The 23,310-nt window shown below is 49.4% G+C and carries 23 protein-coding genes; 10 read left to right on the top strand and 13 right to left on the bottom strand.

Annotated features, from left to right (window positions below; translation table 11 throughout):
• Nucleotides 1–98 precede the first annotated feature (98 nt).
• Together F4X88_11585 and F4X88_11580 are read left to right on the top strand one after the other, a co-directional pair.
• Nucleotides 99–1,160, top strand: a complete 1,062-nt coding sequence (locus tag F4X88_11585) for a TIM barrel protein (GenBank protein MYA56932.1) — start codon at nucleotides 99–101, stop codon at nucleotides 1,158–1,160.
• A gap of 79 nt (nucleotides 1,161–1,239) precedes the next feature.
• Nucleotides 1,240–1,890 carry a nucleoside monophosphate kinase gene (locus F4X88_11580; protein MYA56931.1) on the top strand — a complete coding sequence of 217 codons (651 nt, stop codon included), beginning with the start codon at nucleotides 1,240–1,242 and terminating at the stop codon, nucleotides 1,888–1,890.
• A 23-nt stretch (nucleotides 1,891–1,913) separates the two neighbouring features.
• On the opposite strand, the gene F4X88_11575 is transcribed toward F4X88_11580, so the two are convergent.
• The 3 genes from F4X88_11575 to F4X88_11565 are packed head-to-tail and all read right to left on the bottom strand — an operon-like array spanning nucleotide 1,914 to nucleotide 4,757.
• Nucleotides 1,914–3,608, bottom strand: coding sequence for a hypothetical protein (locus F4X88_11575; GenBank protein ID MYA56930.1), 1,695 nt, complete (start codon nucleotides 3,606–3,608; stop codon nucleotides 1,914–1,916).
• Nucleotides 3,609–3,625: 17 nt separating this feature from the next.
• Nucleotides 3,626–4,153, bottom strand: coding sequence for a GNAT family N-acetyltransferase (locus tag F4X88_11570; GenBank protein ID MYA56929.1), 528 nt, complete (start codon nucleotides 4,151–4,153; stop codon nucleotides 3,626–3,628).
• A 7-nt stretch (nucleotides 4,154–4,160) separates the two neighbouring features.
• Entirely contained in the window at nucleotides 4,161–4,757 is a 597-nt protein-coding gene (locus tag F4X88_11565) for a GNAT family N-acetyltransferase (protein ID MYA56928.1), read from the bottom strand.
• A gap of 240 nt (nucleotides 4,758–4,997) precedes the next feature.
• Here F4X88_11565 and F4X88_11560 point away from each other — a divergent pair, with 240 nt between their 5' ends.
• The 8 genes from F4X88_11560 to F4X88_11525 all read left to right on the top strand — a co-directional run bounded on the left by F4X88_11560 (nucleotide 4,998) and on the right by F4X88_11525 (nucleotide 12,685).
• On the top strand, nucleotides 4,998–5,528 hold the full coding sequence (locus F4X88_11560) for a shikimate kinase (GenBank protein MYA56927.1): 531 nt from the start codon (nucleotides 4,998–5,000) through the stop codon (nucleotides 5,526–5,528).
• Nucleotides 5,525–6,613 (top strand): 3-dehydroquinate synthase, encoded by a 1,089-nt coding sequence (locus F4X88_11555; GenBank protein ID MYA56926.1) that lies wholly within the window; start codon nucleotides 5,525–5,527, stop codon nucleotides 6,611–6,613. Before F4X88_11560 ends, F4X88_11555 begins: the two co-directional genes overlap by 4 nt.
• A gap of 125 nt (nucleotides 6,614–6,738) precedes the next feature.
• Nucleotides 6,739–7,914: a fibronectin type III domain-containing protein gene (locus F4X88_11550; protein MYA56925.1), complete on the top strand. Its 1,176-nt coding sequence runs from the start codon at nucleotides 6,739–6,741 to the stop codon at nucleotides 7,912–7,914.
• A gap of 8 nt (nucleotides 7,915–7,922) precedes the next feature.
• On the top strand, nucleotides 7,923–8,573 hold the full coding sequence (locus F4X88_11545; protein ID MYA56924.1) for a hypothetical protein: 651 nt from the start codon (nucleotides 7,923–7,925) through the stop codon (nucleotides 8,571–8,573).
• A gap of 3 nt (nucleotides 8,574–8,576) precedes the next feature.
• Nucleotides 8,577–9,392 (top strand): hypothetical protein, encoded by an 816-nt coding sequence (locus F4X88_11540; GenBank protein ID MYA56923.1) that lies wholly within the window; start codon nucleotides 8,577–8,579, stop codon nucleotides 9,390–9,392.
• 4 nt (nucleotides 9,393–9,396) lie between these two features.
• A complete protein-coding gene (locus F4X88_11535) occupies nucleotides 9,397–10,086 on the top strand; it encodes a hypothetical protein (GenBank protein MYA56922.1) in 690 nt (229 codons plus the stop codon).
• Between the two features lie 356 nt (nucleotides 10,087–10,442).
• On the top strand, nucleotides 10,443–11,285 hold the full coding sequence (locus F4X88_11530) for a sugar phosphate isomerase/epimerase (GenBank protein MYA56921.1): 843 nt from the start codon (nucleotides 10,443–10,445) through the stop codon (nucleotides 11,283–11,285).
• Nucleotides 11,286–11,287: 2 nt separating this feature from the next.
• A complete protein-coding gene (locus F4X88_11525; GenBank protein ID MYA56920.1) occupies nucleotides 11,288–12,685 on the top strand; it encodes a sulfatase-like hydrolase/transferase in 1,398 nt (465 codons plus the stop codon).
• A gap of 3 nt (nucleotides 12,686–12,688) precedes the next feature.
• Here the strand turns inward: F4X88_11525 and F4X88_11520 are convergent, their stop codons facing one another.
• The 10 genes from F4X88_11520 to F4X88_11475 all read right to left on the bottom strand — a co-directional run bounded on the left by F4X88_11520 (nucleotide 12,689) and on the right by F4X88_11475 (nucleotide 23,281).
• The gene (locus F4X88_11520) at nucleotides 12,689–13,402 is read right to left on the bottom strand and encodes an SDR family oxidoreductase (GenBank protein MYA56919.1); all 714 of its coding nucleotides are present in this window, start codon (nucleotides 13,400–13,402) and stop codon (nucleotides 12,689–12,691) included.
• A 132-nt stretch (nucleotides 13,403–13,534) separates the two neighbouring features.
• Nucleotides 13,535–14,584, bottom strand: coding sequence for a dipeptide epimerase (locus tag F4X88_11515; protein MYA56918.1), 1,050 nt, complete (start codon nucleotides 14,582–14,584; stop codon nucleotides 13,535–13,537).
• A gap of 52 nt (nucleotides 14,585–14,636) precedes the next feature.
• Complete coding sequence (locus F4X88_11510) at nucleotides 14,637–16,814, bottom strand: N-acetylmuramoyl-L-alanine amidase (protein ID MYA56917.1); 2,178 nt, start codon at nucleotides 16,812–16,814, stop codon at nucleotides 14,637–14,639.
• Nucleotides 16,815–16,888: 74 nt separating this feature from the next.
• Complete coding sequence (locus F4X88_11505) at nucleotides 16,889–17,359, bottom strand: hypothetical protein (GenBank protein MYA56916.1); 471 nt, start codon at nucleotides 17,357–17,359, stop codon at nucleotides 16,889–16,891.
• A 202-nt stretch (nucleotides 17,360–17,561) separates the two neighbouring features.
• Entirely contained in the window at nucleotides 17,562–18,593 is a 1,032-nt protein-coding gene (gene floA / locus F4X88_11500) for a flotillin-like protein FloA (GenBank protein ID MYA56915.1), read from the bottom strand.
• Nucleotides 18,594–18,595: 2 nt separating this feature from the next.
• A complete protein-coding gene (gene floA / locus F4X88_11495; GenBank protein MYA56914.1) occupies nucleotides 18,596–19,501 on the bottom strand; it encodes a flotillin-like protein FloA in 906 nt (301 codons plus the stop codon).
• Between the two features lie 9 nt (nucleotides 19,502–19,510).
• A complete protein-coding gene (locus tag F4X88_11490) occupies nucleotides 19,511–19,996 on the bottom strand; it encodes a hypothetical protein (protein ID MYA56913.1) in 486 nt (161 codons plus the stop codon).
• Nucleotides 19,997–20,042: 46 nt separating this feature from the next.
• Nucleotides 20,043–21,566, bottom strand: coding sequence for a hypothetical protein (locus F4X88_11485; GenBank protein MYA56912.1), 1,524 nt, complete (start codon nucleotides 21,564–21,566; stop codon nucleotides 20,043–20,045).
• 152 nt (nucleotides 21,567–21,718) lie between these two features.
• Entirely contained in the window at nucleotides 21,719–22,282 is a 564-nt protein-coding gene (locus F4X88_11480) for an SIS domain-containing protein (protein MYA56911.1), read from the bottom strand.
• Nucleotides 22,283–22,312: 30 nt separating this feature from the next.
• Nucleotides 22,313–23,281, bottom strand: coding sequence for an ROK family protein (locus tag F4X88_11475; GenBank protein MYA56910.1), 969 nt, complete (start codon nucleotides 23,279–23,281; stop codon nucleotides 22,313–22,315).
• Nucleotides 23,282–23,310: the final 29 nt, after the last annotated feature.

Raw genomic sequence — 23,310 nt, 5'->3', positions numbered from 1 at the left:
GTATCTTTTATCGCTACCGTAGCGTTTCCAAAACAAAGCGATCGAAGGTAATATGTGTAACGAAATGGAATAAAAAACGTTGCGTATAGGAGAGGATGATGAGCGAACCCCTTAAAGAAGCAACAGAATATTGTTTCTCTTTCGGACCCTGGAATATACATGAGGGAACAGACCCTTTTGGCCCCCCTGTTCGGGAGCCGTTCAGTTTCGATGAAAAAGTTGGAGTTTATCGCGATCTCGGTTTTGTTGGAATTCAATTTCACGATGATGATATTGTACCGGATATTGACGAGAAAACATATACACAACTGATAGCACGGACAAAAGCCGTAAAAAAACAGATTGATGACCATGGTTTGACGGCAGAGGTGGTGGCACCGCGGTTGTGGGAATCTCCACAGACACTTGATGGGGCTTACACCTCTAATTCCGAAAAAGAAAGACACTATGCCCTGGAACGTTCAAAAAGGTGTGTGGATATTGCCAACGAGATCGGGTGTAGGAATCTCGTGTTGTGGCTTGCCCGAGAAGGCACCTACATCCGGGAAACGAAAGACGCAGCAGGCGCAGTTGGTCAAATTTTAGAAGCGATTAACGCGCTACTCGACTACGATCCAGAAATCCGAATCCTTATAGAACCCAAACCGAATGAACCGATGGACATCGCTTATATTCCAACCATCGGACACGCTATTGGTTTAGCATACGCGAGCGACGCACCAGAGCGCGTTGGCGGGTTAATCGAAAGCGCGCACGCCATTCTGGCAGGTTTGGAACCCTCCGATGAGATGGGATACGCCCTCTGTCATCAGAAACTTTGGAGTGTCCATCTCAACGATCAGAATGGGCTAAAATTCGATCAAGATAAGGCGTTCGGTTCCGTTAATTTGCGACGTGCGTTTAATCAGGTACGGGTCCTGGAGGAGAACGGATACGGTAGAAACGGTGAATTCATTGGATTAGATGTGAAAGTAATGCGAACCCAACCCCGCGACATCTCAACAAAACACTTATTGAGCAGTCGCAGAACCTTCCTTAACCTACTTGAGAAAGTCCGAACGTTTGACAAAGATGTCGAACAGGAATTTATCGCAGCCCGAGATTATGAAGGTCTGGACTTCTACATCCTTGAACACCTTCTTGGAGCAGAGTGTGTATGATAGGGGCGCGTGTGAACGCTTTTGTGAGGCTCGTTAACTCAACGAAGAGGAAGAAAGGCGGCAGAGGACAAAAACAGACATGACAACGGATAAGAACCCTCTACACGAGGTGGATGGACTGTGTTATCAAGCAGTGATACTTGTGGGTCCCCCTGGTGTTGGTAAGGGAACACAAGGGAAATTGCTGGCAGGAATCCCCGGCATTTTCCACGTCTCCAGTGGGGATATGTTCCGCGAACTTGATATCAATTCCAAATGCGGACAGATTTTCCAACAATACGCAGGCATCGGTAAATTAGTCCCAGATCACATCACAATCAAAATCTGGCAAGACTATATGGCGGCAAAAGTCCGCGAGCAGGTCTACGCGCCAGAAAGCGATCTGTTGATTCTTGATGGCATCCCACGCAACATTGCACAAGCAAGTCTCATAGCACCTTATATTAAACTTTTTAAGGTCATCTACATGGTCTGTGAGGACCGGGAAGTGATGTTTAGACGCATCCGCGGGCGCGCACTCAAAGAAAATCGAATCGACGATTCTGAAGAAATCGTAGTTCGCTATCGCTGGGATGTTTACAAACGAGAAACCGAACCCTTGATTGATTACTATCCTCAAGACCTCGTTCGCATCATTGATGCCGATACGACTGCGGCGGATGTACTTCATCAAATCCTGTCAACGCTCGTGCCTATCCAAAAGAATTATTTCAAGCCCCCAATCATGTAAGCCATCGCGCGACATCCCATTTCTTACGGCACCGTTGCATCGAGACGGCGATAGACGCGGAGTTCTGGATGGGCAAGGGCGCGCATTGGAAACAGGGCACCGCTATCGGATATTATGGGGATACCTAAGAACTTTGGTGGGCATCTGAATGTTTTGGAGAGTTGATATGGACTTCCGTCTCCTAAGACCCGCGTGTAAAACGCAAGGGTCTCCTCGAATTCAATCTCGCTGAGAGGATACCAATCCTTATCTTGATAGCGGTCGGGCGACGCTTGGTATTTTTGGAACACTTCAAGATCTGGCACAACAATAAGCACCCATTTCACCTTTTCATCTGTCACGATAAAGTCTACGTCAGGGAGAAGCCAGTCGAATAGGATCTCTGGCGCGACAGCAACAGATTCCTCTGGTGGAATGTGCGCGGCTATCCAGTCGGATGCTGCGATCTTCGTCGGTTGAGACAGTAGGATAGAGGCAAACGAAAGCGTATAAACCAGTGAGTAAAGTGCCACAACACCACCCAAGACTGTCCCAAACCATTTCCCAAATGTATTAAACCCTTCAATGGAACGTAGACGATTCACGGTCTCGCGCCGACATCCCCGCGCTAACAGCGTTGCCACGATGCTCGGAATACGTGTGAATGCTGCAGCTGCCAGCACAGTGAGTGCCGGATAGAGTATTAGGAGGTGGCGGGCGAATTTAACCTTATGTATCCCGATAAATAGTAGATACGGAATAACGAAAGTTAGCAGGAGGACTTCTGATATAGGAAACCCACCAACGGCTCTTTTAAGCCGCACGAGCGCCCACAAAATCCCTAAACTGACAAGGAGCGCAAGCGGTAAACCCATGCCCCATTTCAGGAGCATCCATAGATGGGTAAACCGATGTAGCAATCCAGATTCCGCTGCAGCGATGAGACCGAAGTGCCCGCGGTGATAATGCGTGGCTTCATACCAAAAGTCCTCAAAGAAGAGGTTCCACTCCGGTGAAATCAGATCGATGAGCCAATAAGGGCAGAGGAGCGTAAAGGTTAATACGGAAACACCGATAATTGTTGAAAACTTTTTATAAAAGCCCGCACTTATTGGGAAGACCAGCAAGGAGAGACCTACAAAGACGGTTGTAAATTTGACTGCGAAACCAACGCCTGCGATAACGCCGAGCCATACCGCTGTTTGAAACGTGGGCGCGTCTGAGGAAGACCGCACGCGCGCCACGTGATAGAGAAACAACGTTACACAGAAGGTCGCGGGGATGTCAACGAGTGCAAAACGCGATTCATTCGTAGCGTGTAACATCGCAATAGCGAGCAATCCCGCTGCAATCTGACCTATACGTTTACTGTAGCAGTGAATGCCGATACGATAGGTGAACCAAAGTGTCGCTATAGACAACAGAACGTTGATGCAGCGTGCCAGTAGGATGACACGGGCTTCCGTTAGCTGCAAACCCGCAAGCGACAGTAATTTGCCTATCCCAGCAATAACGTAAAACCATGCTGTCCCGGGCCAGTTGTAGATTTCAGGGGGTGCCGTGAAGTGGATGAGGTTCAGCACATCTCGGGCGATTAGCACTTCACGGGGGTCGGGAGAATCAGGTAAGCCGATGTTTATCCCGATAACTCGGAAACCGAAGCCGCTGATGAGAATCGCAGATATAACAAAACGACTCGGCAAACGGAAATGGTTTCTCACCGCGAGGGGTACTCTCATTTTTAGGAAAGGAAAAATTAAAAAATGTCCAGTTTTTCAAAGATACTGCGCCAACGTGACAGGTGATTTTCACCTACATAAACAGGAACAAACCCCAGGTTGAGATAATTTTTGATTGCGGGAAGTCGGAAATCGTCTGTATCTAACATTACAGATGTTACGTGCTGCGCTTTGAAATAGTGTAGGAGAAACACTGTTAACCATTTGCCGAGTTTATGTCCAGTGTGTTCGGGAAGCACGGCGAGCATATCAATGTAGCCAATCGGTTTGCCATGAAGGGATTCCTTCCACGCACACGCCGTGCCGATAGGAATATCTTTGTGAATGACGAAACAGAAGCCGTCTGGATCGAAATTGGGTTGGCTAATAACGTCAGTGTGGGTATCTTGAGCGGTTCTTTCTTGGTCTACGAAGGCGCTGTCCATTATTCTTGCCCAATGTATCTCATCTCCCTGCTGATAGGTACGGATATGATACCCATCAGGACACTGGAGTACCGGTAGATTTTCCAAACTGTGCCGAGCCATTTTGAGTTGATCTTCCATGCTATTTCTAACGTGAAACTTTCACCCACAGCTCCTCAGGGAGCATTTCTCTAACATTCTCGATTTGCGCTGACATAGCGGGCAGTCCCAATTTCTCAAAAATCTTCTGCCATCGTTCTATCTGTCCCTCTTCAACGTAAACAGGGATGAATCCTAAATTGAGATAGGTTTTGACGGCGGGGATACGGAAATCATCGGTATCCAGCATTGAGCATTTGAATCCGTTGTCGCGAAAGTAGATAAGAACAGCGAGCGAGACCCATTTTCCGAGCTTGTGTCCGGTGTGTTCGGCGACAACGCCGACCATGTGGACATAGCCGACATCCTTTTCATCTACAGATTCCCGCCACGCACAGGCAGTGCCAACAGGGATATCCTGATGTGTTGCGAAATAGAGTCCCTCAGGAATGAATACATCTCTGTCGGTAATCTCGTTCCGCGTATCTTGGGCAGTGCGTTTCCTGCCCCCAAACGAGTCGCTAATGATATGTGCCCAATGCAGCTCATCTCCCTTACGATAGGTTCGCATGCCGTAGCCTGACGGGAGTTGCAGTTCAGGTAAATCTTCTAAATTGGGACGCACCATTCTGAGCTGTCGTGCCATTTTTTAATTTTTTAATGATACCTTGCGGTTCGGTTCGGTCGTTTTGGTAAATACATTGTTTGTGCGTATATCCGCCCTCCGCTACGCTTACGGGCTGCGCGCTTCGGTTTAACAAAAACCTCTTAACTGAAAACTGAAAACTAATTATACCATACCTCAAAAATTGTTGCAAAACCTTTGCAATATTTTTTAAAGGTGCTATAATGGCTATTAAAAGGTGGGAATCCGGTGCAGCGACCTATGAAAAGAAAACCCAATATTGTGCTTGTCGGTTTTATGGGCACAGGAAAAACTTCTATCGGAAGACGGCTTTCCTCACAACTTCGGATGCGATATGTGGATACAGATGATGTTGTTGAACGGGACAGTGGCAGACGCATCAGCGACATCTTCTCGGACGACGGAGAACCTGCTTTTCGGGAGCTTGAGAGCAAAGCCGTGCGTAAGGTATCGGAACTGCACAACCACGTTATTTCCACCGGTGGCGGTGTCGTCCTGAAAGAAGCCAATATGATAGCGTTAAAGCGAAATGGCATTGTCTTCTGCCTAACAGCAACGGCGAAAGAAATTTACAGACGGGTCGGACACCAGACACACCGCCCATTACTCCAAACCTCTGATCCACTCGCGCAGATCCAGTCGATGTTAACGGAACGACAGCCCTACTATGCGGAAGCCGATCATACCATAAGCACGACGGGACGCTCCTTCGGTGAAATTATCACTCACATCAAACGGGTGTTCACAAAGAGCGTTAGGAAACTAAAATGACGAAAACCTTACACGTGGAACTCGGAGATAACAGGTATCCGATCGTTGTTGGGACAGGACTTCTCAACAGTGTCGGAGAACTGCTCACACCGGTTATGAAATCTAATAAGGTTCTCATCGTTTCGGATACTTATGTCAAAACGTGCTATCTGCCTGTCGTTCTAAAGAGCCTTGAAAATACCGGATTTGATGTCCGCACGATTGAAGTTCCCGGTGGCGAGGAGAGCAAATCGTTGGCGCAGTTCTCCCGGATACAGGATAGTTTGGTGGAACACCAACTCGATCGGGGTTCCCTGATTATTGCTCTCGGTGGGGGAGTCATCGGCGATGTGGCTGGATTCGCTGCAGCCGTGTATATGCGTGGTATTCCTTACGTTCAGATTCCTACAACGCTCCAAGCACAAGTCGATGCAAGCGTCGGTGGTAAGACAGCGATTAATCACCCAAAAGGGAAAAACCTCATCGGTGCGTTTCATCAACCGAAGTTGGTGGTCATTGATGTAGACACACTCAAGACTTTGCCGCAGCGCGACATCCGAGCAGGACTTATCGAAGTTATCAAAATGGGTGTTATCCGCGATGAACCGCTGTTTGAAAGGGTTGAAAGAAATCTGGAGGCACTCTTAAATTTAGACGACACAACACTGATTGAGGTTATCTCACAGGCGTGTGTCAACAAGGCAGAAATTGTCGCGAAAGATGAAAAAGAAAGCCGACTGCGGATGGTGCTGAACTATGGACACACCTTTGGACACGCCTTGGAGGCACTGACGCATTACAACAGGTATCGACACGGGGAAGCGGTTTCTATCGGTCTGAATTGTGCTGCGCAATTGGCTGTCAATTTGGGTATGTTCGCTGAGACCGATTTTCAACGGCAACGCACCCTCTTAAAGCGTGCGAAATTGCCGATCGTTTTTCCAAACGATCTCATCCCAGAGGCGTTATGTGATGCAATGTACTTAGACAAAAAGACGTTGAGCGGTAAACTCCGCCTTATCCTGCCGACACGTATCGGAGAAGTCGTTATCCGCGACGATGTTGATGATCAGCACGTTTTACAAGCTATTTCGCAATGTTTTTAATAGGGTTATCAGTGCGGGTTGCTACGCAACCCTTTCAGTTATCAGTTTTCAGTGAAGAGGTTTTGGTTTAAGAAAGGTTTCCTCTTGTCACCGATAACCGACAACTATTGAGGAATATAACATTTATGAAAGAAATAATTCAATGCACAGAGTCCAGCAAGTTTTGGTTTGCAAGCTGTGCTAAAATTATCTGCTTGGTTTTATGCGTTAGCCTTGCATTCAGCCAAGGACTTTCGCCACCGTCAAACGTCACGGCGGTTGACACACCCAACGACGACGGCAGCAGCGTCACGATTAGCTGGGATGCCGCACCAGAGGGTAGCGGTATCAGCGGGTATCAAATTCTACGTCGGATTGCGGGGGGGGGGCTTGAAGAAATTGGCGAACTCCTGCCTGCTGGAACAACCTCCTATGTTGATGCCACCATCGAAAAAGGAAACGCTTACGCCTACATCGTGCGTGCCGTGAGTGACGCTGAGGCAACAGTGGATTCTGAGGAAACCGCGCCCGCTAAAGGAACCGGGGAATGGTTTCATACCGGCAAAGTCCCGCTACTTGTCGCTATGCTTCTTTTCTCAGCAGCGATTCTTTGGAATATCTATGATGCAAGGAGCGGTAAAGAGGTATTTGTCCGTCGCATTCCTGGACTTGAGGCAGTAGATGAAGCCATCGGTAGAGCGACAGAGATGGGACGTTCCATTCTCTATGTCCTCGGATTAGGCGGTGTAGATAATGTCGCGACTATTGCCAGTATGACAATCTTAGGGCAAATTGCGCGGAGGACAGCCGACTATGAAACACCGCTACGGGTGCCGTGTAATGACGCGATTGTGCTGAATGTCGTGCGTGAGATGGTGAGAACGTCTTACCTTGACGAAGGGCGCCCGGATGCTTACAATGAAGAAAATATTTTCTTTCTTACCGATAGTCAGTTCGCTTATGCTGCTGGTGTAGACGGTATGATGGTTCGCGAGAAACCCGCGGCAGTTTTTTTGCAAGGTCAGTTTTATGCTGAATCGCTCCTCATGGCTGAAACCGGGAATTCTATCGGCGCAATACAGATCGCAGGGACAGATTCTGAACATCAGCTCCCGTTCTTCATCGCAGCGTGTGATTATACCTTAATTGGTGAAGAACTCTACGCTGCAACAGCTTATCTATCCAAAGATCCTATGTTCTTAGGGAGTCTCAGAGGGCAAGATTGGGGGAAGGTCGTTATCTTTGCAGCAATTGTGCTTGGGGTGATATTGGAATTATCCGGTGTCAATTGGATTACATCGTTCTTACAGAGAGTACGTTAGGAGGCTTTATGAAACGACAGGTACCCTTAGCCCTCTGTTTTCTTTTTGGTATAGCACTCATCTTCACGCAGTTTAGCCCACATTCAGTCTCTCAAAAACTTTATGAAGAGGTTATCGACTGGGGGCTTATAATAACGCCCTTTGCGTTGATTTTAGCGGTCGCGACCCTCATTGAAACCCACATTGCGCAGGTTCGCCGGCGCACGGAACGTTGGCAATACAGTTTTGTTGTTTTCGTGGGCATGGCAGTTATGGTGTTGATAGGTGTTCCCTTCGGACCGCAAAACACTGTATTTGAGTGGTTATACAACAATGTGCAAGTTCCAATGGATGCCACGATGTTCTCCTTACTTGCTTTCTTTATTGCCTCAGCGGCATATCGCGCATTCCGAGCCCGAACCTTTGAAGCGACCTTGCTCCTCGTTACTGCAATGGTTGTGATGATAGGAAATGTGCCGGTAGGCGACCTCGTCTGGAACACGGTTTTGTCATGGCTGCCTTGGGAAGACGGTGCCACAAAAGCACGCCAATGGATTTTGGATATTCCCAACCTCGCATCACGGCGCGGTATTATCCTCGGTGTAAGCCTCGGCGTTATCTCGCAATCCATTCGGATTATTTTGGGAATTGAACGCTCTTACTTAGGGGGAGGAGATTAGCCAATGCTTGAAAAATTCATGAATATGGACCGGCGGATAATTTTTATATTGGTTGCCGTAGTCGTTATCATCCCAACGCTTATTCCGATCAGGTTACCCACGCGGGTGTCTGAACCTGCCCAGAAACTTTATGACTATATTGACGAACTTTCTCCCGGGGAGACCATTATAATCGCTTTCGATTACGGGCCTTCCTCTTTAGCCGAACCAGAACCAATGGCAAAAGCGGTGCTACGGCACTGTTTTAATAAAGGGGTGAACGTTATCGGAGTGACGCTTTATGCGAATATGCCCACCTTGGCTCACGGACTCATGCAAAGGATTGCTGCGGAAAACGGGGCAGTTTACGGAGAAGATTACATTTTTTTGGGATACCGCCCTGGAGCGTTGCAGGTCATCCTTGGGATGGGGAACAGTATCGCTAGTGTTTTTGAAACCGATTACAGTGGAACGGCAATGAATGAAATCCCGATGATGAAAAATATTACGAACTACGACCAAATTGCTTTGCTACTTGACCTTGCCGCTGGAAGTTCGACAGAAGCCTGGATTGTTTACGCAAATACAAGATACGGTTTAAAGATTGCTGCAGGCGTTACGGGTGTGATTATCGCACAAATGTATCCGTTCCTGCAAACCGGACAATTGATCGGTTTGATGCCGGGGTATTTGGGTGCCACTGAGTACGAGAAACTGTTAAACGCCCCTGGGGATGGAACTGTCGGCTTAAATACAGCGTCCTTCGTGCATGTTTTACTGATCGGACTGGTTATCCTGGGCAACATCGCTTTTTTCATGCATCGAAGGCGGGAGGAGTAAATTAATGGAAATTTTTGGTATCTGGATTGCCGCACTCTTAACGCTTTGCATCTACAGTTTCCTCTATCGAGATAACCCGTTCTATCGGTTCGCAGAACATCTCTTCGTGGGAATATCAGTTGGATATAGTATCGTCATTACCATTCATCAAGGATTCATACCGTTAGCCTGGAATCCGTTAGCTGAGGCAGTGGGGGCACTGGGGACCCAAATAGCAGGTGAAGCCACACCAGAAACAAGCGAAGCCCTTAGCGGTTTATTCAAAATATTTCCGATTGGCATCGGTTTGCTCTTTTTTGCTCGGTTGTCCCCACGGCAGGCATGGCTAATTCGCTACCCTATTGCTATCCTCATCGGCTTTAACTCTGGAATTGCCATTCCGAATATGCTGCGGGCCAATATTTTTGAGCAGACACACGGCACACTTACACCCTTTGCACAAATGCATGCCGGGCCGCTACCCCTTGGCGATATTATCGGAGCGGTTCTTATAGTCATAGGTCTGATTTGTACGCTCATCTATTTCTTTTTCTCTGTGGAGCATCAGGGGCCTGTCGGATGGCTGTCGAAAATTGGGATTGCCTTCCTCATGGTAGGATTCGGTGCCGCGTTCGGTAACACCGTCATGGGACGTGTCGCACTCTTGATTCATCGCGCCGGTTTTTTAATAAACGACTGGCTCGGCACCTTTTAATTATACCTTGCGGTTCGGTTAGGTGGGTTGTGCGGTGAAGGTGCCATTCCGTATACCCGCCCGCGTGTTTTTGCAATGTAATACAAGGAATGGAAATCTAATACATTGTCCCGCAAGTCCACACGTTGTCCTCGGACGCCACACGCGCATCCGTTCTGGTGCTACGGAAATGTAATACAAGGAACGGATTGAGCCTATTCCCAGACTAAATCCGGTATTTCTGCGTATTGTTGCGAGCTGCCGTCTTCAGGAGATACATAGAAAAAAACGTACAAACTTCCAAACCCAGCCGCGGTTTAAGCGGAAATCTGCGCGTAATGTAATGGAGCGCAGCCCAGGAGGCCATAATTTAAAAAATGAAAATCGGATATAGTACATGGGGGATGCCCACGGTTCCCATAGACACTGCTCTCGCCCATCTCGCTAGCCTCGGATACGATGGCGTTGAACTCACCATTATCCCACGCTTTACGACTGAACTTAGCGTGCTTGATGCCCCAGAACGGAAACGGATCGCATCCCTGTTCCAACAGCATAACTTGGCACTGCCAGCAATCGCGGCGCATTCCAGTCTATTGGAAATAGATCCAGAAGCCCATGCGAAAAACATGTGGCGGTTAAAAGGCGGTGTTGATTTGGCTGTTGAACTCGCACAAGGGGACGAACCGCCCGCCGTCAATACGACACCGGGTGGAAAGCCGGAAGAATGGGAGATCAAAAAAGATTTCCTCGCAGAACGCGTCGGAGAACTCGTCGATTACGGGGCATCGCGCGGGGTCATCATCGCTATGGAACCCCATGTGGGTGCGATCGTTGATACACCTGCGAAGGTGCTTGAACTCCTCGAAATGGTCAATTCACCGTATCTCAAAGTTAACTTCGACATCAGCCATTTCGATATTATCGGTATGCCGACGGAAGAGACAGTGTCAGCGTTAGCACCCGTATCAGCGCATACACACGTCAAAGACCAGCGCGGCACTGCACCCGACCACGAATTCCTCATCCCCGGGGAAGGTCCCTTCGATTATGTTGATTATCTCAAGCGGATGCAGGCGCACGGTTATGACGGATTCATTACTGCTGAGGTGAGTTTCATGGTGCAGGCACGCGAAGACTACGATCCGCTCGCCGCCGCGACACTCTCTTACGAAACATTGGCGAACGCTTTTGAAGAAGCCGGAATTGAACGAGGATAACGATGGAAACCACCCCGAACATCCTTTTTCTCATGACAGACCAACAGCGTTGGGACGCGATGAGTTGCAGTGGTGATTGGGTCCAGACCCCACATTTGGATCGGATTGCCAGTGAAGGTATCCGATTCACGAACTGTGTCACCACATCACCCGTCTGTATCCCTACGCGCCTCAGTCTGGCAACAGGTTTATATCCGCATAACACCCACGTCTGGAACAACATGAATCACCAGATGCCTGCCGAAACCCCGACATGGATGCAAGCCGTGCGTGATGCGGGCTATCGGACAAGTCTTTTCGGTAAGACGCACCTCCACCCACACAACGGCGATCTACGCGAACACGAAGGTTTAATGAACGCTTATGGATTGGACGATGTGAACGAAATCGGTGGACCGCGGGCAAGCGCGAATGTGCTGTCCCACATGACGGCTATGTGGGAAGAAAAGGGGGTATGGGAGGGGTACCGCGCCGATTATCGTGAGCGGTTCAGCACGAAACCGCATCTCGTCCGCGCTTCGACGCTTGGACTTGAGGACTACGCCGATGTCTATGTCGGACAACAAGCGAAGCAATACCTCCAGAACTATGAACGGGAGGAACCTTGGTGTTGTTGGGTGAGTTTCGGGGGACCGCATGAACCGTGGGATACGCCTGAACCTTATGCCAGCATGTACGATCCTACGGACATGCCGCCAGCGATCCCGCGTCCATTTGCGGAAAAACGTCCCACAGGACATTTGGACAGGCTTATGCAGCGGGTGAACCCGACGTTTGAACCCGGCGAAGTCGGAAGACTCCGAGCGAATTACGCCGGCAACGTAACGCTCATTGATGATCAGATCGGCGAGATTCTTGACGCAATCGAGGCACGCGGCGAACTCGAAAACACAATCATTGTCCACACCTCCGACCACGGTGAAATGAACGGAGACTATGGACTCATCTATAAGAGCAACTTCCTCAACGGTGCCGTTCGGATCCCGCTACTCGTCCGAACGCCTGATACATCAAGGTTACAAACCCCGCCCACAGGGACAATTTGTGAGAGTCCAGTCGAATGGATTGACATTGGTCCTACGCTTGTTGAATTGGTAGGTGGTGAGTTAGGGCATCGTCAATTCGGGAAATCGTTGTGTCCGGTATTGACGCAACCTGAAGCGACACATCGCGACTTCGCAATGTCCGAGATAGAAGGCGAGATTATGTTACTCAGCAAGGAATGGAAGGCGGCTCTCAATGCTAATGGCGAAGTTTACCTTTTATTTGATGTCCAAAACGACCCGAATGAGATACAGAACCTCGTCGGTAGACCTGAAGTTGCGGATATTGAAACGGCGTTGCGCCTGCAAATTTTAGAAAGACTCATGCAGACGCAACTTAAAGAGCCGTTTCGATAAAAATTAGGCTCTGCCGTAAACAGGGATCGCAGCACCGTTGATGACGGCAGCATCGTCGGAAGTCAGGAAACATATTACCTTGGCGACATCGGTAGGGGATACCCACCGGTCGTGCTCCTCGTCCGGCATGGATTCACGATTCGCGGGGGTGTCCATCACGCTCGGCATAATGGCATTGACGTTTACCCCCGAATCCATCACCTCAGCCGCCAACGACTCGGTCAAGGTGCGGACACCGCCTTTAGAGACGCAATACGCACTCAATCCCGCCTCACCTTTCAATCCAGCGCGTGCGGAAACGTTGATAATCTTGCCATAACCGCGTTCCGTCATGTGTGGTATGACTGTCTTGCAACACAGGAACACCGATTTGAGGTTGAGGTTCATCATAAAATCCCATCTATTCTCTTCAAGTTCCGCAGTGGGGATCCCACCGACAAACCCGCCAACGATATTCACCAATACATCCAGTGAACCGAATTTGGATAAAAATTCCTGAACGGTCTTCTGGACCTCGGCTTCCTCGGTAACGTTCGCGAACAAGAAAGTAACGTCTTCGCTAATCTCAGGATTGTATTCTTTGAAGCGGTCAACTTCATCTTCAAATAGATATGTGACAGCAACACTGTCACCTTGGGCGAGATAGGCTTTGGTGACGGCACTCCCTAATATACCTGTGCCGCCGGTGATGAGAACATTGCGGTTCTGTTTTGTCATCTTTTTAACTGTGGCCTCCTGGGCTGCCTTCCACTTCGTTTCAGGCAGGTTTTTGGTTAATCGCAGCGTTTTTGGAAATTTGTAACGAATTAAAAGAGGAGCAGACACCAAATTTGAATTGGAATTTTTTAACTATGAGCTGCTTTCCTGCTTATAAATAATCCCGATGCCAGGGCGGTTTGGTGGTATCAATTTACCCTTATCAAGACTTACACCCGTGTAGGGATCGTTCGCAATGAGCAGATGACCGTCCAGATCGGCATAGTCTACGAGGGGTGTCAAGTGTGCAGCGGCGGTGATGCCGAGCGAACTCTCTATCATGCAACCAATCATGACCAGCAAACCGTGGGCGCGGGCAACACTTATCATTCGATGTGCCTCAAGCAATCCACCACATTTGACGAGTTTGATATTGATACCGTCAACACACTCAGCGAGAATCGGAATATCACTTGCGCGCTTGACGCTTTCATCGGCGATAATCGGCAGTTCAGAGTGTTCGTGGACAAACTTGAGTCCTGCCAGATCATTCGGTTTCGTCGGTTGTTCTATCAATTCAACACCATAACCGGCAAGCTCACGAATCTTGCGAACAGCCTCCTTCGGTGTCCATGCTGTATTCGCATCAACATAGATGGGCTTATCCGTGACCTCGCGGAGTTTCTGAATTATCTCAATATCCTGCGGCGTACCGAGTTTGACTTTCAGGATCGGATACGCTTCAGCATGTCGGGTCTTCTCTGCCATTACTTCGGGTTCATCCAGTCCAATCGTAAACGATGTGCAAGGGGTCTTATTCGGGTTGAGCCCCCAGAGTTGATAGAGCGGAACGCCAAGTTTTTTACCGAGTCGATCATGAAGTGCCATATCAATGGCGGACTTTGCTGCGTAATTGCCGCCAAGCCTTGCTTCAACCGTCTCCATCACATCGTGAATCGCATCGAGGTCTTTGGGAAGTGACGGTGCGATAATTTCCAACGCGACACGCACCGTCTGAACGGTTTCACCATACAACCGAGCGGGTGCCGCTTCACCGATGCCACCATCAATCTCTACAGAAATCACTTGTCGGAACGCGTCTGTCGCACGACGCGCAATCTTGAACGGATGCTGGAGTTGTAAATCTGTGATGTTAGTTTTAATTATACCTTGCGGTTCGGTAAAGTGGGTTCGGTATGTCATGCGCCTCTCCGTATATCCGCCCTCCATTTCATTACGGGCTACGCGCTTTCATCTAATTAGAAGAAGACGCTTGCCTCTCTTTTAAGTATGCCATAAACCGCTTTTGTCTTTCTATCGGAATTTCTCCATCACTCTTCAGGAAAGCCCATGCCCCGAAAAAGATCGCATGCACTTCCGAAACGGTGGAAGCATTCGGATGATTCAAGGATTTGATTTCAAGTGTCATCGCCATTTTGTTCGTCTGCTGAATTTCAGGGGTTGTTCTGTCTTGAAGGGTAACAATCGGGGTCTCATAGAGACTCCTGTTGAACTGTTCAAGTATCCGCTTTAGAAACGTCTCTGTCCCCTGATTGCCTCGGTAGTGTGCCGCTACCACAATGGGTTGTTCCTTATCCCATTCCGCGTGATTAATTTGCAAATAGTATCCGCTCTCCTTGATGGCGTTAACCTTCTCTATCCGTTTTTGCACAGGCATTTTTGACTTAGCAGTATAAATATTATAAACCTTTGCCCCAGCGAGTTTCAACATCTTTTCCAACGTTGTGAGAAGTTCTTGGGTCTCAGGCGTATCCGTTTTTGAATCGAGAACGATGACGGTCGAAGCAAACGCCCCTTCTGCAATCGGGTGAAGTCCGACATCAACAATTGTTGCTTGATTCGGTCGGATGTGAATCCTGTGTTTGTTGGGATAGTAGGGGTTGGGTGCCCCAACCCCTACGGAAATGTAAAGCGTCGTTTCGCCAAAATCCTTTGATTCGGAACCTGTTAGAATAAAAAAGTGTCCCTCGGCATCTGTAGTCGTCGTCAATCCTGAATCGGTTCGTAATTCTACATCTTGGATCGGTTTTCCGGAGTCTGCATCAGAAACCTGTCCTTGCACAATCGCGCCATCAATGTTCGCGAAGTGAATCGTCAACGACTGACGGGTCTGTTGATATGAGACTTCCACCGTTGCTGTGCCCGGCGCATCGGGCGCGTATAGATAAAACTGTGCTGAACCGTCCTTTGAGAGTCGATGATCCGCTGCGAGCGTCCCGTTTGATGTTTGTGCGTAGATCGGTTCGTCGTCAGCAATTGGCATTCCCTCATTGTCCCGTGTAGTTACAGAGATACCGACGTAACTTTTTCCCTCAGCAGGGAGGGTATCTGTCCACGCCGTGAGGTCCAATACCGCAGCAGGCGGTGCCACCTTAAACCATTGCGGCGCGGGGAGACTGTGATTCCCATAATAGTTCACTAAGTCAGTCTGGACAAGATGCACACCGTTCGATAAGGGTTTATCAAGGGAGACAGTAATCAGATCTGTCCCGCGGTCGTAGGAATAGGGGACATCCACATTATCAATCTTGACACGGATGGAGTCCGTGAAGACCTGTTGACGTTTGAGCATCCACGCCCCCCGCTCATGGAGTCCGTCCATCACCTGAATCTGGAGGCGCGGCGTTTTCGTTTGGATGACGGAGGCGTGTTGCGGATCGACCAGAACACCTTTCGGAAACCCGCCTTCAACATAACGGGCAATCCCAAGAAAGTAGCCGTAGGCTTCCCTTCTCAGATAGTCGTCCTTTTGCAATCTTACTTCTTCTTCTGGGTTCGAGAGAAAAGATGCCTCACATAACACTGCTGGACATTCTGTCAGTCGCAGGACCCCAAAACCGGAAGTCGTTATTAATTTATCCGAATAAAGTCCCGATGCAGGAGAAGTGGGCAATTGGAGTGCGTCTGAGACTCCCTGCTGGACATACCGAGCAAGGTCGAGACTCTGGCGTGAGTCATCCGCATCGCCATGATACCAAGTAGAGGTATAGTTAACTTTCGGATTATCAATCCCGTTATGGTGCAGCGAGATGAAAAAATCGGCACTATTTTCGTTGGCAATTTCACTCCGCCTCGACAGACTCACATAGGAATCGTCAACGCGCGTCATGACGACGGTAGCCCCGACTTTCTGTAACATCTCGCGTAGATAGAGTGCGACCCGTAGGTTCGCCTCGGCTTCGCGAACGCCTGTGGGACCCCGTTTGTAATCTGGGACGTGCGCTTGTCCGCCGTGTCCGGGGTCCAAACAAATTTTGAAACCTTTGAGATGCCGGGTATAAGGGGGAGGTTCAAAGTGAAATGAAGCCTGCTGTTCCACAGGGGTCTGGCGTTGAGAACAACCCACAAACAACAGAAAAATCAAAAGGATTTTTAATTTTTCCTTGCGGTTCAGTGAGGCAGGTTTTGGCATTTGGGGTGCCTTTCCGTATATCCACTCTCCATTTCATTACGAGGTGCGCGTTCCGGTTTTTTAATTTTTCCTTGTCACTGACGGTTGGTGGCTGACCGTTGGCTTGTTCGGCGTGATTTCGGACGACCCAGGATCTCTGAAAGAATAATGCCTTGACGAAAAGTTTGCGGCGATAAGTTCAGCAGGGATGTCCCGGGGACGGACCGAATTCTGGTCGGGGATTCCACAGGCACTGGCGGCGGTTGTGGTTGCGGTTCTTCGACGACCGGACCAGACTGTTCTGCTTCAGGACGCGCTGGCTCTTCGGCAACCACGGGCGAGGTCTCCTCTTTTTCGTCCTCCTGCAGAATCATCTGCTCCAGTTGTGTCTCAAACGGAAAGTCTTCCATGAAAGGCGGGGGTGTATCGTCGCTCTCCGACATCGCACGCTCGCCCCCTTTTCTCTCCGCATCCCGTTGTTGTGCTTTCCGTCGACGCGCATTGCTCAAGATAGAGATCAGGATCACGATAATCAGCGGTGCCAGCATCTGAATGATACTTTCCATTTTTTAATTTTTCCTTGCGGTTCGGTGAGTGGGCATAGGGTTTTAATGTTGCTTTCCGTATACCCGCTTTCCACTTCGTTTCAAGCTACGCGCTTTTTCTAAAAAGTGTGCTAAAATCCGTAAAGGTATTGACAACTTTAGAACACTTCGCAACTCTACAGAGACTTTAAAACTTCCCGACGACTGACAACTGATAACCCTTTTACGAAAATCCGAGTGAGTGTGCAGACCGCGTTGTGTCTATCTCTTGCGTGCCACCGGGTGAAGCGATGGATTGACGCATCTCTGTATCCGCAAGGATATTACGGAGTTCATAATACGTCATCACGCTCATCCGCTGGGAATCAAAGGTGTCCGAGATGGCAAGTGGTACCTCCGCTTCTGCCTCAATCAGCTTGACGGTCATCTCTTCGACCAACGCTTTATTCTCTTCCTCTTCCGCTTGTGCGCGTGCGCGAAGTTCTTCGGCTTTCGCACGTGCGATCTTGAGTTCAGCCTGTGCCTGGTCGGTCTGTAATTTCGCGCCGACATTCTCACCGACATTTATATCGGCGATGTCGATAGACAAAATTTCAAAAGCAGTTCCCGCAGCTAAGCCCTTTGCGAGCACCGTCTCTGAGATGAGCACCGGGTTTTCCAAGACTTGCTTGTGGCTCCCTGATGAACCGATCGTCGTGATAATCCCTTCGCCAACCCTCGCACGGATTGTATCTTCAGTCGCACCCCCGACGAGTCGGTCAATATCGGCTCTCACCGTAACACGCGCTTTCACGATTAACTGGATACCGTCACGGGCGACAGCCGTAATACCGATACTCGGATCATCTCTACTGGGAATGTCTATAATCTCAGGCGTAACGCTAACTTGAACGGCTTGCAAGACATCTCGACCCGCAAGATCAATTGCGGCAGCCTGCGCGAAACCGAGATCTATGTTGGCTTTATCCGCGGCAATCAGTGCCGATACGACACTCGCAACGCGCCCGCCAGCAAGGAAATGGGCTTCCAGATCGTCCAGCGATAGATTTAAGCCTGCTTTCGTTGCGTTGATCTGAGGTTCTACAATCGCCGCGGGGGGGACACGCCGTAAACGCATCGCAACGAGATCAAAAATCCCAACCTTCACACCGGCGGCAATGGCAGTAATCCAAAGACCGATCGGAACCAGCCAACTAATAATAATGATAAACAGGATAAGCAGGACAGCAATAATTGCTACCATTGTTGGTGCCATGTTTACGATTCCTCCGTATTAACGTTCAAGTTTCCTTCACGGAACGCATTTGCCAAGGAACGCGGGACTTGCGCTTCCGCTTCAACAACTTTCGCACGCATCTCTTGGACACCTGCGGTCATCTCTTGCTTCCGAGCGACTGCCATAGCACGCCGCTCTTCTGCCTTTGCTTGTGCGACGACCAAGTCTGCCTCGGCTTGCTCGGCTTGGAGTTCCGCACCGATATTTTTGCCAACGTTGACGTCAGCGATATCAATGGAAAGGATTTCAAAAGCGGTCCCAGCATCGAGGCCACGGTCAAGCACCGTTTTCGAGATAATGTCTGGGTTTTCAAGCACATCTTCATAAGTTTCAGAGGCACCGATTGCGCTGATAATCCCTTCACCGACACGCGCGATAATCGTTTCTTCACCCGCACCGCCAACCAGCCGATTGATGTTCGTGCGCACTGTAATACGCACGGTGGCTATCAATTCAACGCCATCTAAAGCGAGCGCACTGATTTTCGGAGTCGTGATCACGCGTGGATTGACGCTGACCTGAACTGCCTCAAAGACATCCCGTCCAGCCAAGTCTATAGCAGCCGAGCGTTGAAAATTTAACGCAATTCTCGCTTTATCTGCGGCGATGAGCGCACTGACAACATTGAGGACGTTACCGCCCGCAAGGTAATGCGCCTCTAATTCAGCCGTCACGACTTTCAATCCAGCCTTGTGTGCACTGATTAATCCCTTCACAATAACATTGGGGTTCACGCGTCTGAGGCGCATCCCGATCAAGTCAAAAATTCGGAGCGGGACACCCGCTGCAACAGCGGCAATCCACAATCCAATGGGGACGAACCAAAAGAACACGATAACAAAAATTAGGACAACAAGGGCAATTCCCCCTGTAAATAGATCCACCATATCTGCCTCCTACTGTAAACTACGAACGACCACACGACTGCCTTCTACAAAAATTACTTCAATTTCGGTCTCTGCCGGAACAAATTCGCCTTGCGTGACAATATCGACACGGTTTCCACTGATAAGCGCAGCCCCTGCGGGACGCAGCGGGGTCAATGCCTTACCCGACTTCCCAACTAAACTTTCCAATTCCGATGGGGGGGCGTGAAAACCCTCTGCCTTATTTTGCGTTTTTCCCAAGATAAAGGTTTTACCGGCAGGCGTTGCACGCATGACAGATAACCCTACAATCGCCAGTGGTATAACGCCTATCAGCGTTGCCCCCGTATAAGTGAGAGTCGTCTGGAATCCAAATTTCCACCAGGCGATCCCAACACCTATCAATATAAGCAGAACCCCCGGCACCCCTGCTGCTCCAAATCCAGGAAGGATGAGTAACTCAATGAATACTAACAGGATTCCAATGCCTATCAGGAAGATGAGAAACCACATCATTTTTTAATTTTTCCTTGCGGTTCGGTCAAATCGACCCAGCAAAAAATTAATCATCTTCAACGGCTTCTACGAACACCTTGGGACCTTCCACATTTACGACTTTGACGGTGCTATCTTGTGCGATGAAATCGCCAACCGTGACGACATCCACCCTATTATTAGCGATGCGAGCCGTGCCAGAGGGACGCAAAGGCGTTAGGGCGGTCCCAGATTGTCCGAGATACGCCTGAAAATCCTCCGAACTCGACGAGTGATACCCCATCTGGGTATCCATCACTGTTGACAAAGCAAGCCTCCGAAACAGCTGCGTCTCGGGAAGGAGAAAAGCCGCGAGAATCACCAGTCCGCCACTCAAGATTACAGAGACTGAGAGCCACATCACCGCGGTCCGGAACTCATAAGCCTTGTCGAAAACGAAGAAGACGCTCCCTAACATCAATGTAATGCCGAGAATACCAGCAACACCGAAGCCGGGGATGACGAAGACCTCTACGGCGATAAGTCCAAGACCGATCAGAAAGAGTAGAAATGCCCATTCTGCACCGATTTTCGTTAGCATGTGTCCACCGAAGAAAAGTCCGACACACAGTAAACCGAGGAATCCGGGGATACCGAAACCGGGTGTCCGGATCTCTATAAAGATACCCAGGATTCCCAATGAAAGGAGAAGCGAACTGATGAGCGGATTCGTGATAAAGAAAACAATCCTATCGGCGAGTGTCGCCTCAACTTCGATAATACGCGCGCCTGCTAACGTTTTGAGACGGTTAATTTCTGAAATACCAATATCCTGCTGTCGTTGTGCAATGCCGTCTTCTGTGAGCGGCAGTTTGGTCCCATCAACCTCGACAATCTCGTATTGTGCCAATAGTTCCGTGAGGGTTTCGGCTTGTGCGTCTACGAACGCGTATTCTAATGCCTGTTGCGTCGATAACGTGAGCAGTTTTCCTTGGGCACAGAGGATTTCCATCTCCTCGCCTTCTTCTTCACGCGCAATGTATTCTTCGGGGAGGAGTTTGATAATCTGACCGTCTGTGAGTTTTACGAGGACGAGTTCTTTGTCTACCATCGCTTCAGCAATATCCGGGTTTCGGTTCTCGCGTTCTGCCGTCGCACGAATGGTTCCCTGAATATAAGAGATTGCCTTTTCTCCGACCTCTTGTCCTTGAATATTAACGGGCGCGGAATCCCCAATCGTTCCGCCCGAAGTCATAACAATCTGATTACAAGCGATAGAAATCATCGCTCCCGCAGATATAGCCTGTCGATTGACAAAAGCGATTGTTGGAACTTGTGTATCCTGGATAGACCGGATGATATTCACAGCGGAATCTACCCTGCCGCCCGGTGTATCCACATCGAAAACAATAGCGTCGGCACCAGCCGCCTCTGCTGTTTGGATGCCGTCACTGATATAGGTCCCGAGTCCGCTCCCGATCTCGTTCCGAATGTCAATCACGTAAACCAGCGCGGCGTCCTGAGCGGACAGACCGCCCGTCATGAAAAGACATCCGATAAACAGGAACACATTTTTTAATTTTACCTTGCGGAGAAATGAAATGGGTTTCATGTTGAATTGCCTTTCTTAAATCCGCCTTCTACTGCGTTACAGGCTTACTATTTTGTGTTAAAAGAAAAATGTTTCTTGCGGAATTTTAAAATAATTGGTAACCAATTCAATTATACCTGAAGACCCCGGTAAACGTCAAGACGATTTGCAATTCAACCCGATGTGAACTCTTCTTGAATCCATGAATGGAGGATATGGTTCAGGATTAAATGGACATCCTCAACGGGACCGTAGCGGTCACTGTCTACAATGACATTCACATCGCAAATCGTTGCCAATGCCCCGCCACCGAAGCCACTCCACCCGATTGTTTGACACCCAATCTCTTTGGCGTGTCGCAGTGCTCGAAGCACATTCTCTGAATTGCCGCTCGCACTGATACCGATAACGACATCACCCGGATTCACAAGATTTTTGAGTTGTTCGACGAAAACATCTTCGTAAGATACGTCGTTTGACCACGCCGTCATTGTTGCGACGTTATCCGTTAGACTTATAACACGAAAACGGGGTTTGCCGGGGACACTCGTGCCTTTTCCTAAGTCACAGGCAATATGTGATGCTGTAGAGGCACTGCCACCGTTACCAATCACAAAAATCTGCTTTTCGGCGTAATATGCCTCCATGATAACGTCTATAGAACGCCGCACGTCTGCCACTGTGAGTCGCTCTAAAACACCTTGTAGATGTGAAATATAATTTTGAATTCTCTCCATTTTGATTTTTTGATTCCCTTTCTATGATTTTCAGACGACTAATGCGACGGCAGCGAGGTCCCCCAAGGCATCACCTAATTCGGCTGGCGCGATATTAACGGCTTCTGCAGGACGGGGCATCGCGAACTTTGAAACCGTCTCTCGAATTGGGTCGAGCAAGAGATCGCCAGCGGCAACCGCGATAGTTCCGAGTAAAACGATGTCAGGGTTCAAGATGTTGACCAGATTTGCGATACCCCACCCCATGTAATATGCCGTTTCCTGAACGAGTTCTAACGCTAAAGCGTCACCCGTGCGCGCCGCTGCGAGGACATGCTCTGACTTAACGGCTTCGATCTGTCCATCGGCAAGCGTTAGCAGTGCGGTTGGCGACTTTCCACCTTTTCGTTGCTTTCGTAGTGCAGCCTGTGCGCGGCGTGCGATAGCAGGACCCGAGCAGAGTGCCTCAAGACACCCCCGTTTTCCACAGCCACACCGGGGTCCATTTGGCAGGAGTATCTGATGCCCTACCTCACCGGCACTGTCATTGGCACCGTGGTAAACCTGTCCGTCGATAACAATACCGCCCCCGATGCCTGTGCTCATCGTCATATAGAGGACGGCACTGTAGCCGCGTCCACCCCCGAACCTGAACTCTGCGAGCGCACTCGCATTCGCGTCGTTCTCAATTATCACCGGCACTTGAAATTCGGATTCCAACAGTGCTTTAAGCGGGAGCGCGTCCCAGCCGGGTAAGTTCGGCGGCGAATAGACAATCCCAGTCTTCGTATCCAATGGACCCCCGCAACTCACACCTATCGCTGAAATAGAGGTCTGTTCCACGCCGACTTGATTGACAACCTCACGCACCATGTCAAACAGCAAACCGATCGCATATTCCGGTCCCTTTTCTGAATGCGTCGGTTTACGCACCTTGCCGAGGATATGTCCGGTCTTATCAGCGACAACCGTCGCGAGTTTCGTCCCACCAATGTCTATGCCGACAACATATTCCTTCATAAGCGGGCTTTCCCTCTCTGAAGAAAGAG

Source organism: Candidatus Poribacteria bacterium (assembly GCA_009839745.1).
Lineage (GTDB): Bacteria > Poribacteria > WGA-4E > WGA-4E > WGA-3G > WGA-3G.
This window is presented reverse-complemented; position numbering and strand designations above follow the sequence as displayed.

Excerpts from the sequence above, each read along its gene's own strand:
- F4X88_11585 (MYA56932.1), top strand. The coding sequence starts at position 99 with ATGAGCGAACCCCTTAAAGAAGCAACAGAATATTGTTTCTCTTTCGGA.
- F4X88_11580 (MYA56931.1), top strand. The coding sequence starts at position 1,240 with ATGACAACGGATAAGAACCCTCTACACGAGGTGGATGGACTGTGTTAT.
- F4X88_11575 (MYA56930.1), bottom strand. The coding sequence starts at position 3,608 with ATGAGAGTACCCCTCGCGGTGAGAAACCATTTCCGTTTGCCGAGTCGT.
- F4X88_11570 (MYA56929.1), bottom strand. The coding sequence starts at position 4,153 with ATGGAAGATCAACTCAAAATGGCTCGGCACAGTTTGGAAAATCTACCG.
- F4X88_11565 (MYA56928.1), bottom strand. The coding sequence starts at position 4,757 with ATGGCACGACAGCTCAGAATGGTGCGTCCCAATTTAGAAGATTTACCT.
- F4X88_11560 (MYA56927.1), top strand. The coding sequence starts at position 4,998 with ATGAAAAGAAAACCCAATATTGTGCTTGTCGGTTTTATGGGCACAGGA.
- F4X88_11555 (MYA56926.1), top strand. The coding sequence starts at position 5,525 with ATGACGAAAACCTTACACGTGGAACTCGGAGATAACAGGTATCCGATC.
- F4X88_11550 (MYA56925.1), top strand. The coding sequence starts at position 6,739 with ATGAAAGAAATAATTCAATGCACAGAGTCCAGCAAGTTTTGGTTTGCA.
- F4X88_11545 (MYA56924.1), top strand. The coding sequence starts at position 7,923 with ATGAAACGACAGGTACCCTTAGCCCTCTGTTTTCTTTTTGGTATAGCA.
- F4X88_11540 (MYA56923.1), top strand. The coding sequence starts at position 8,577 with ATGCTTGAAAAATTCATGAATATGGACCGGCGGATAATTTTTATATTG.
- F4X88_11535 (MYA56922.1), top strand. The coding sequence starts at position 9,397 with ATGGAAATTTTTGGTATCTGGATTGCCGCACTCTTAACGCTTTGCATC.
- F4X88_11530 (MYA56921.1), top strand. The coding sequence starts at position 10,443 with ATGAAAATCGGATATAGTACATGGGGGATGCCCACGGTTCCCATAGAC.
- F4X88_11525 (MYA56920.1), top strand. The coding sequence starts at position 11,288 with ATGGAAACCACCCCGAACATCCTTTTTCTCATGACAGACCAACAGCGT.
- F4X88_11520 (MYA56919.1), bottom strand. The coding sequence starts at position 13,402 with ATGACAAAACAGAACCGCAATGTTCTCATCACCGGCGGCACAGGTATA.
- F4X88_11515 (MYA56918.1), bottom strand. The coding sequence starts at position 14,584 with ATGACATACCGAACCCACTTTACCGAACCGCAAGGTATAATTAAAACT.
- F4X88_11510 (MYA56917.1), bottom strand. The coding sequence starts at position 16,814 with ATGCCAAAACCTGCCTCACTGAACCGCAAGGAAAAATTAAAAATCCTT.
- F4X88_11505 (MYA56916.1), bottom strand. The coding sequence starts at position 17,359 with ATGGAAAGTATCATTCAGATGCTGGCACCGCTGATTATCGTGATCCTG.
- floA (MYA56915.1), bottom strand. The coding sequence starts at position 18,593 with ATGGCACCAACAATGGTAGCAATTATTGCTGTCCTGCTTATCCTGTTT.
- floA (MYA56914.1), bottom strand. The coding sequence starts at position 19,501 with ATGGTGGATCTATTTACAGGGGGAATTGCCCTTGTTGTCCTAATTTTT.
- F4X88_11490 (MYA56913.1), bottom strand. The coding sequence starts at position 19,996 with ATGATGTGGTTTCTCATCTTCCTGATAGGCATTGGAATCCTGTTAGTA.
- F4X88_11485 (MYA56912.1), bottom strand. The coding sequence starts at position 21,566 with ATGAAACCCATTTCATTTCTCCGCAAGGTAAAATTAAAAAATGTGTTC.
- F4X88_11480 (MYA56911.1), bottom strand. The coding sequence starts at position 22,282 with ATGGAGAGAATTCAAAATTATATTTCACATCTACAAGGTGTTTTAGAG.
- F4X88_11475 (MYA56910.1), bottom strand. The coding sequence starts at position 23,281 with ATGAAGGAATATGTTGTCGGCATAGACATTGGTGGGACGAAACTCGCG.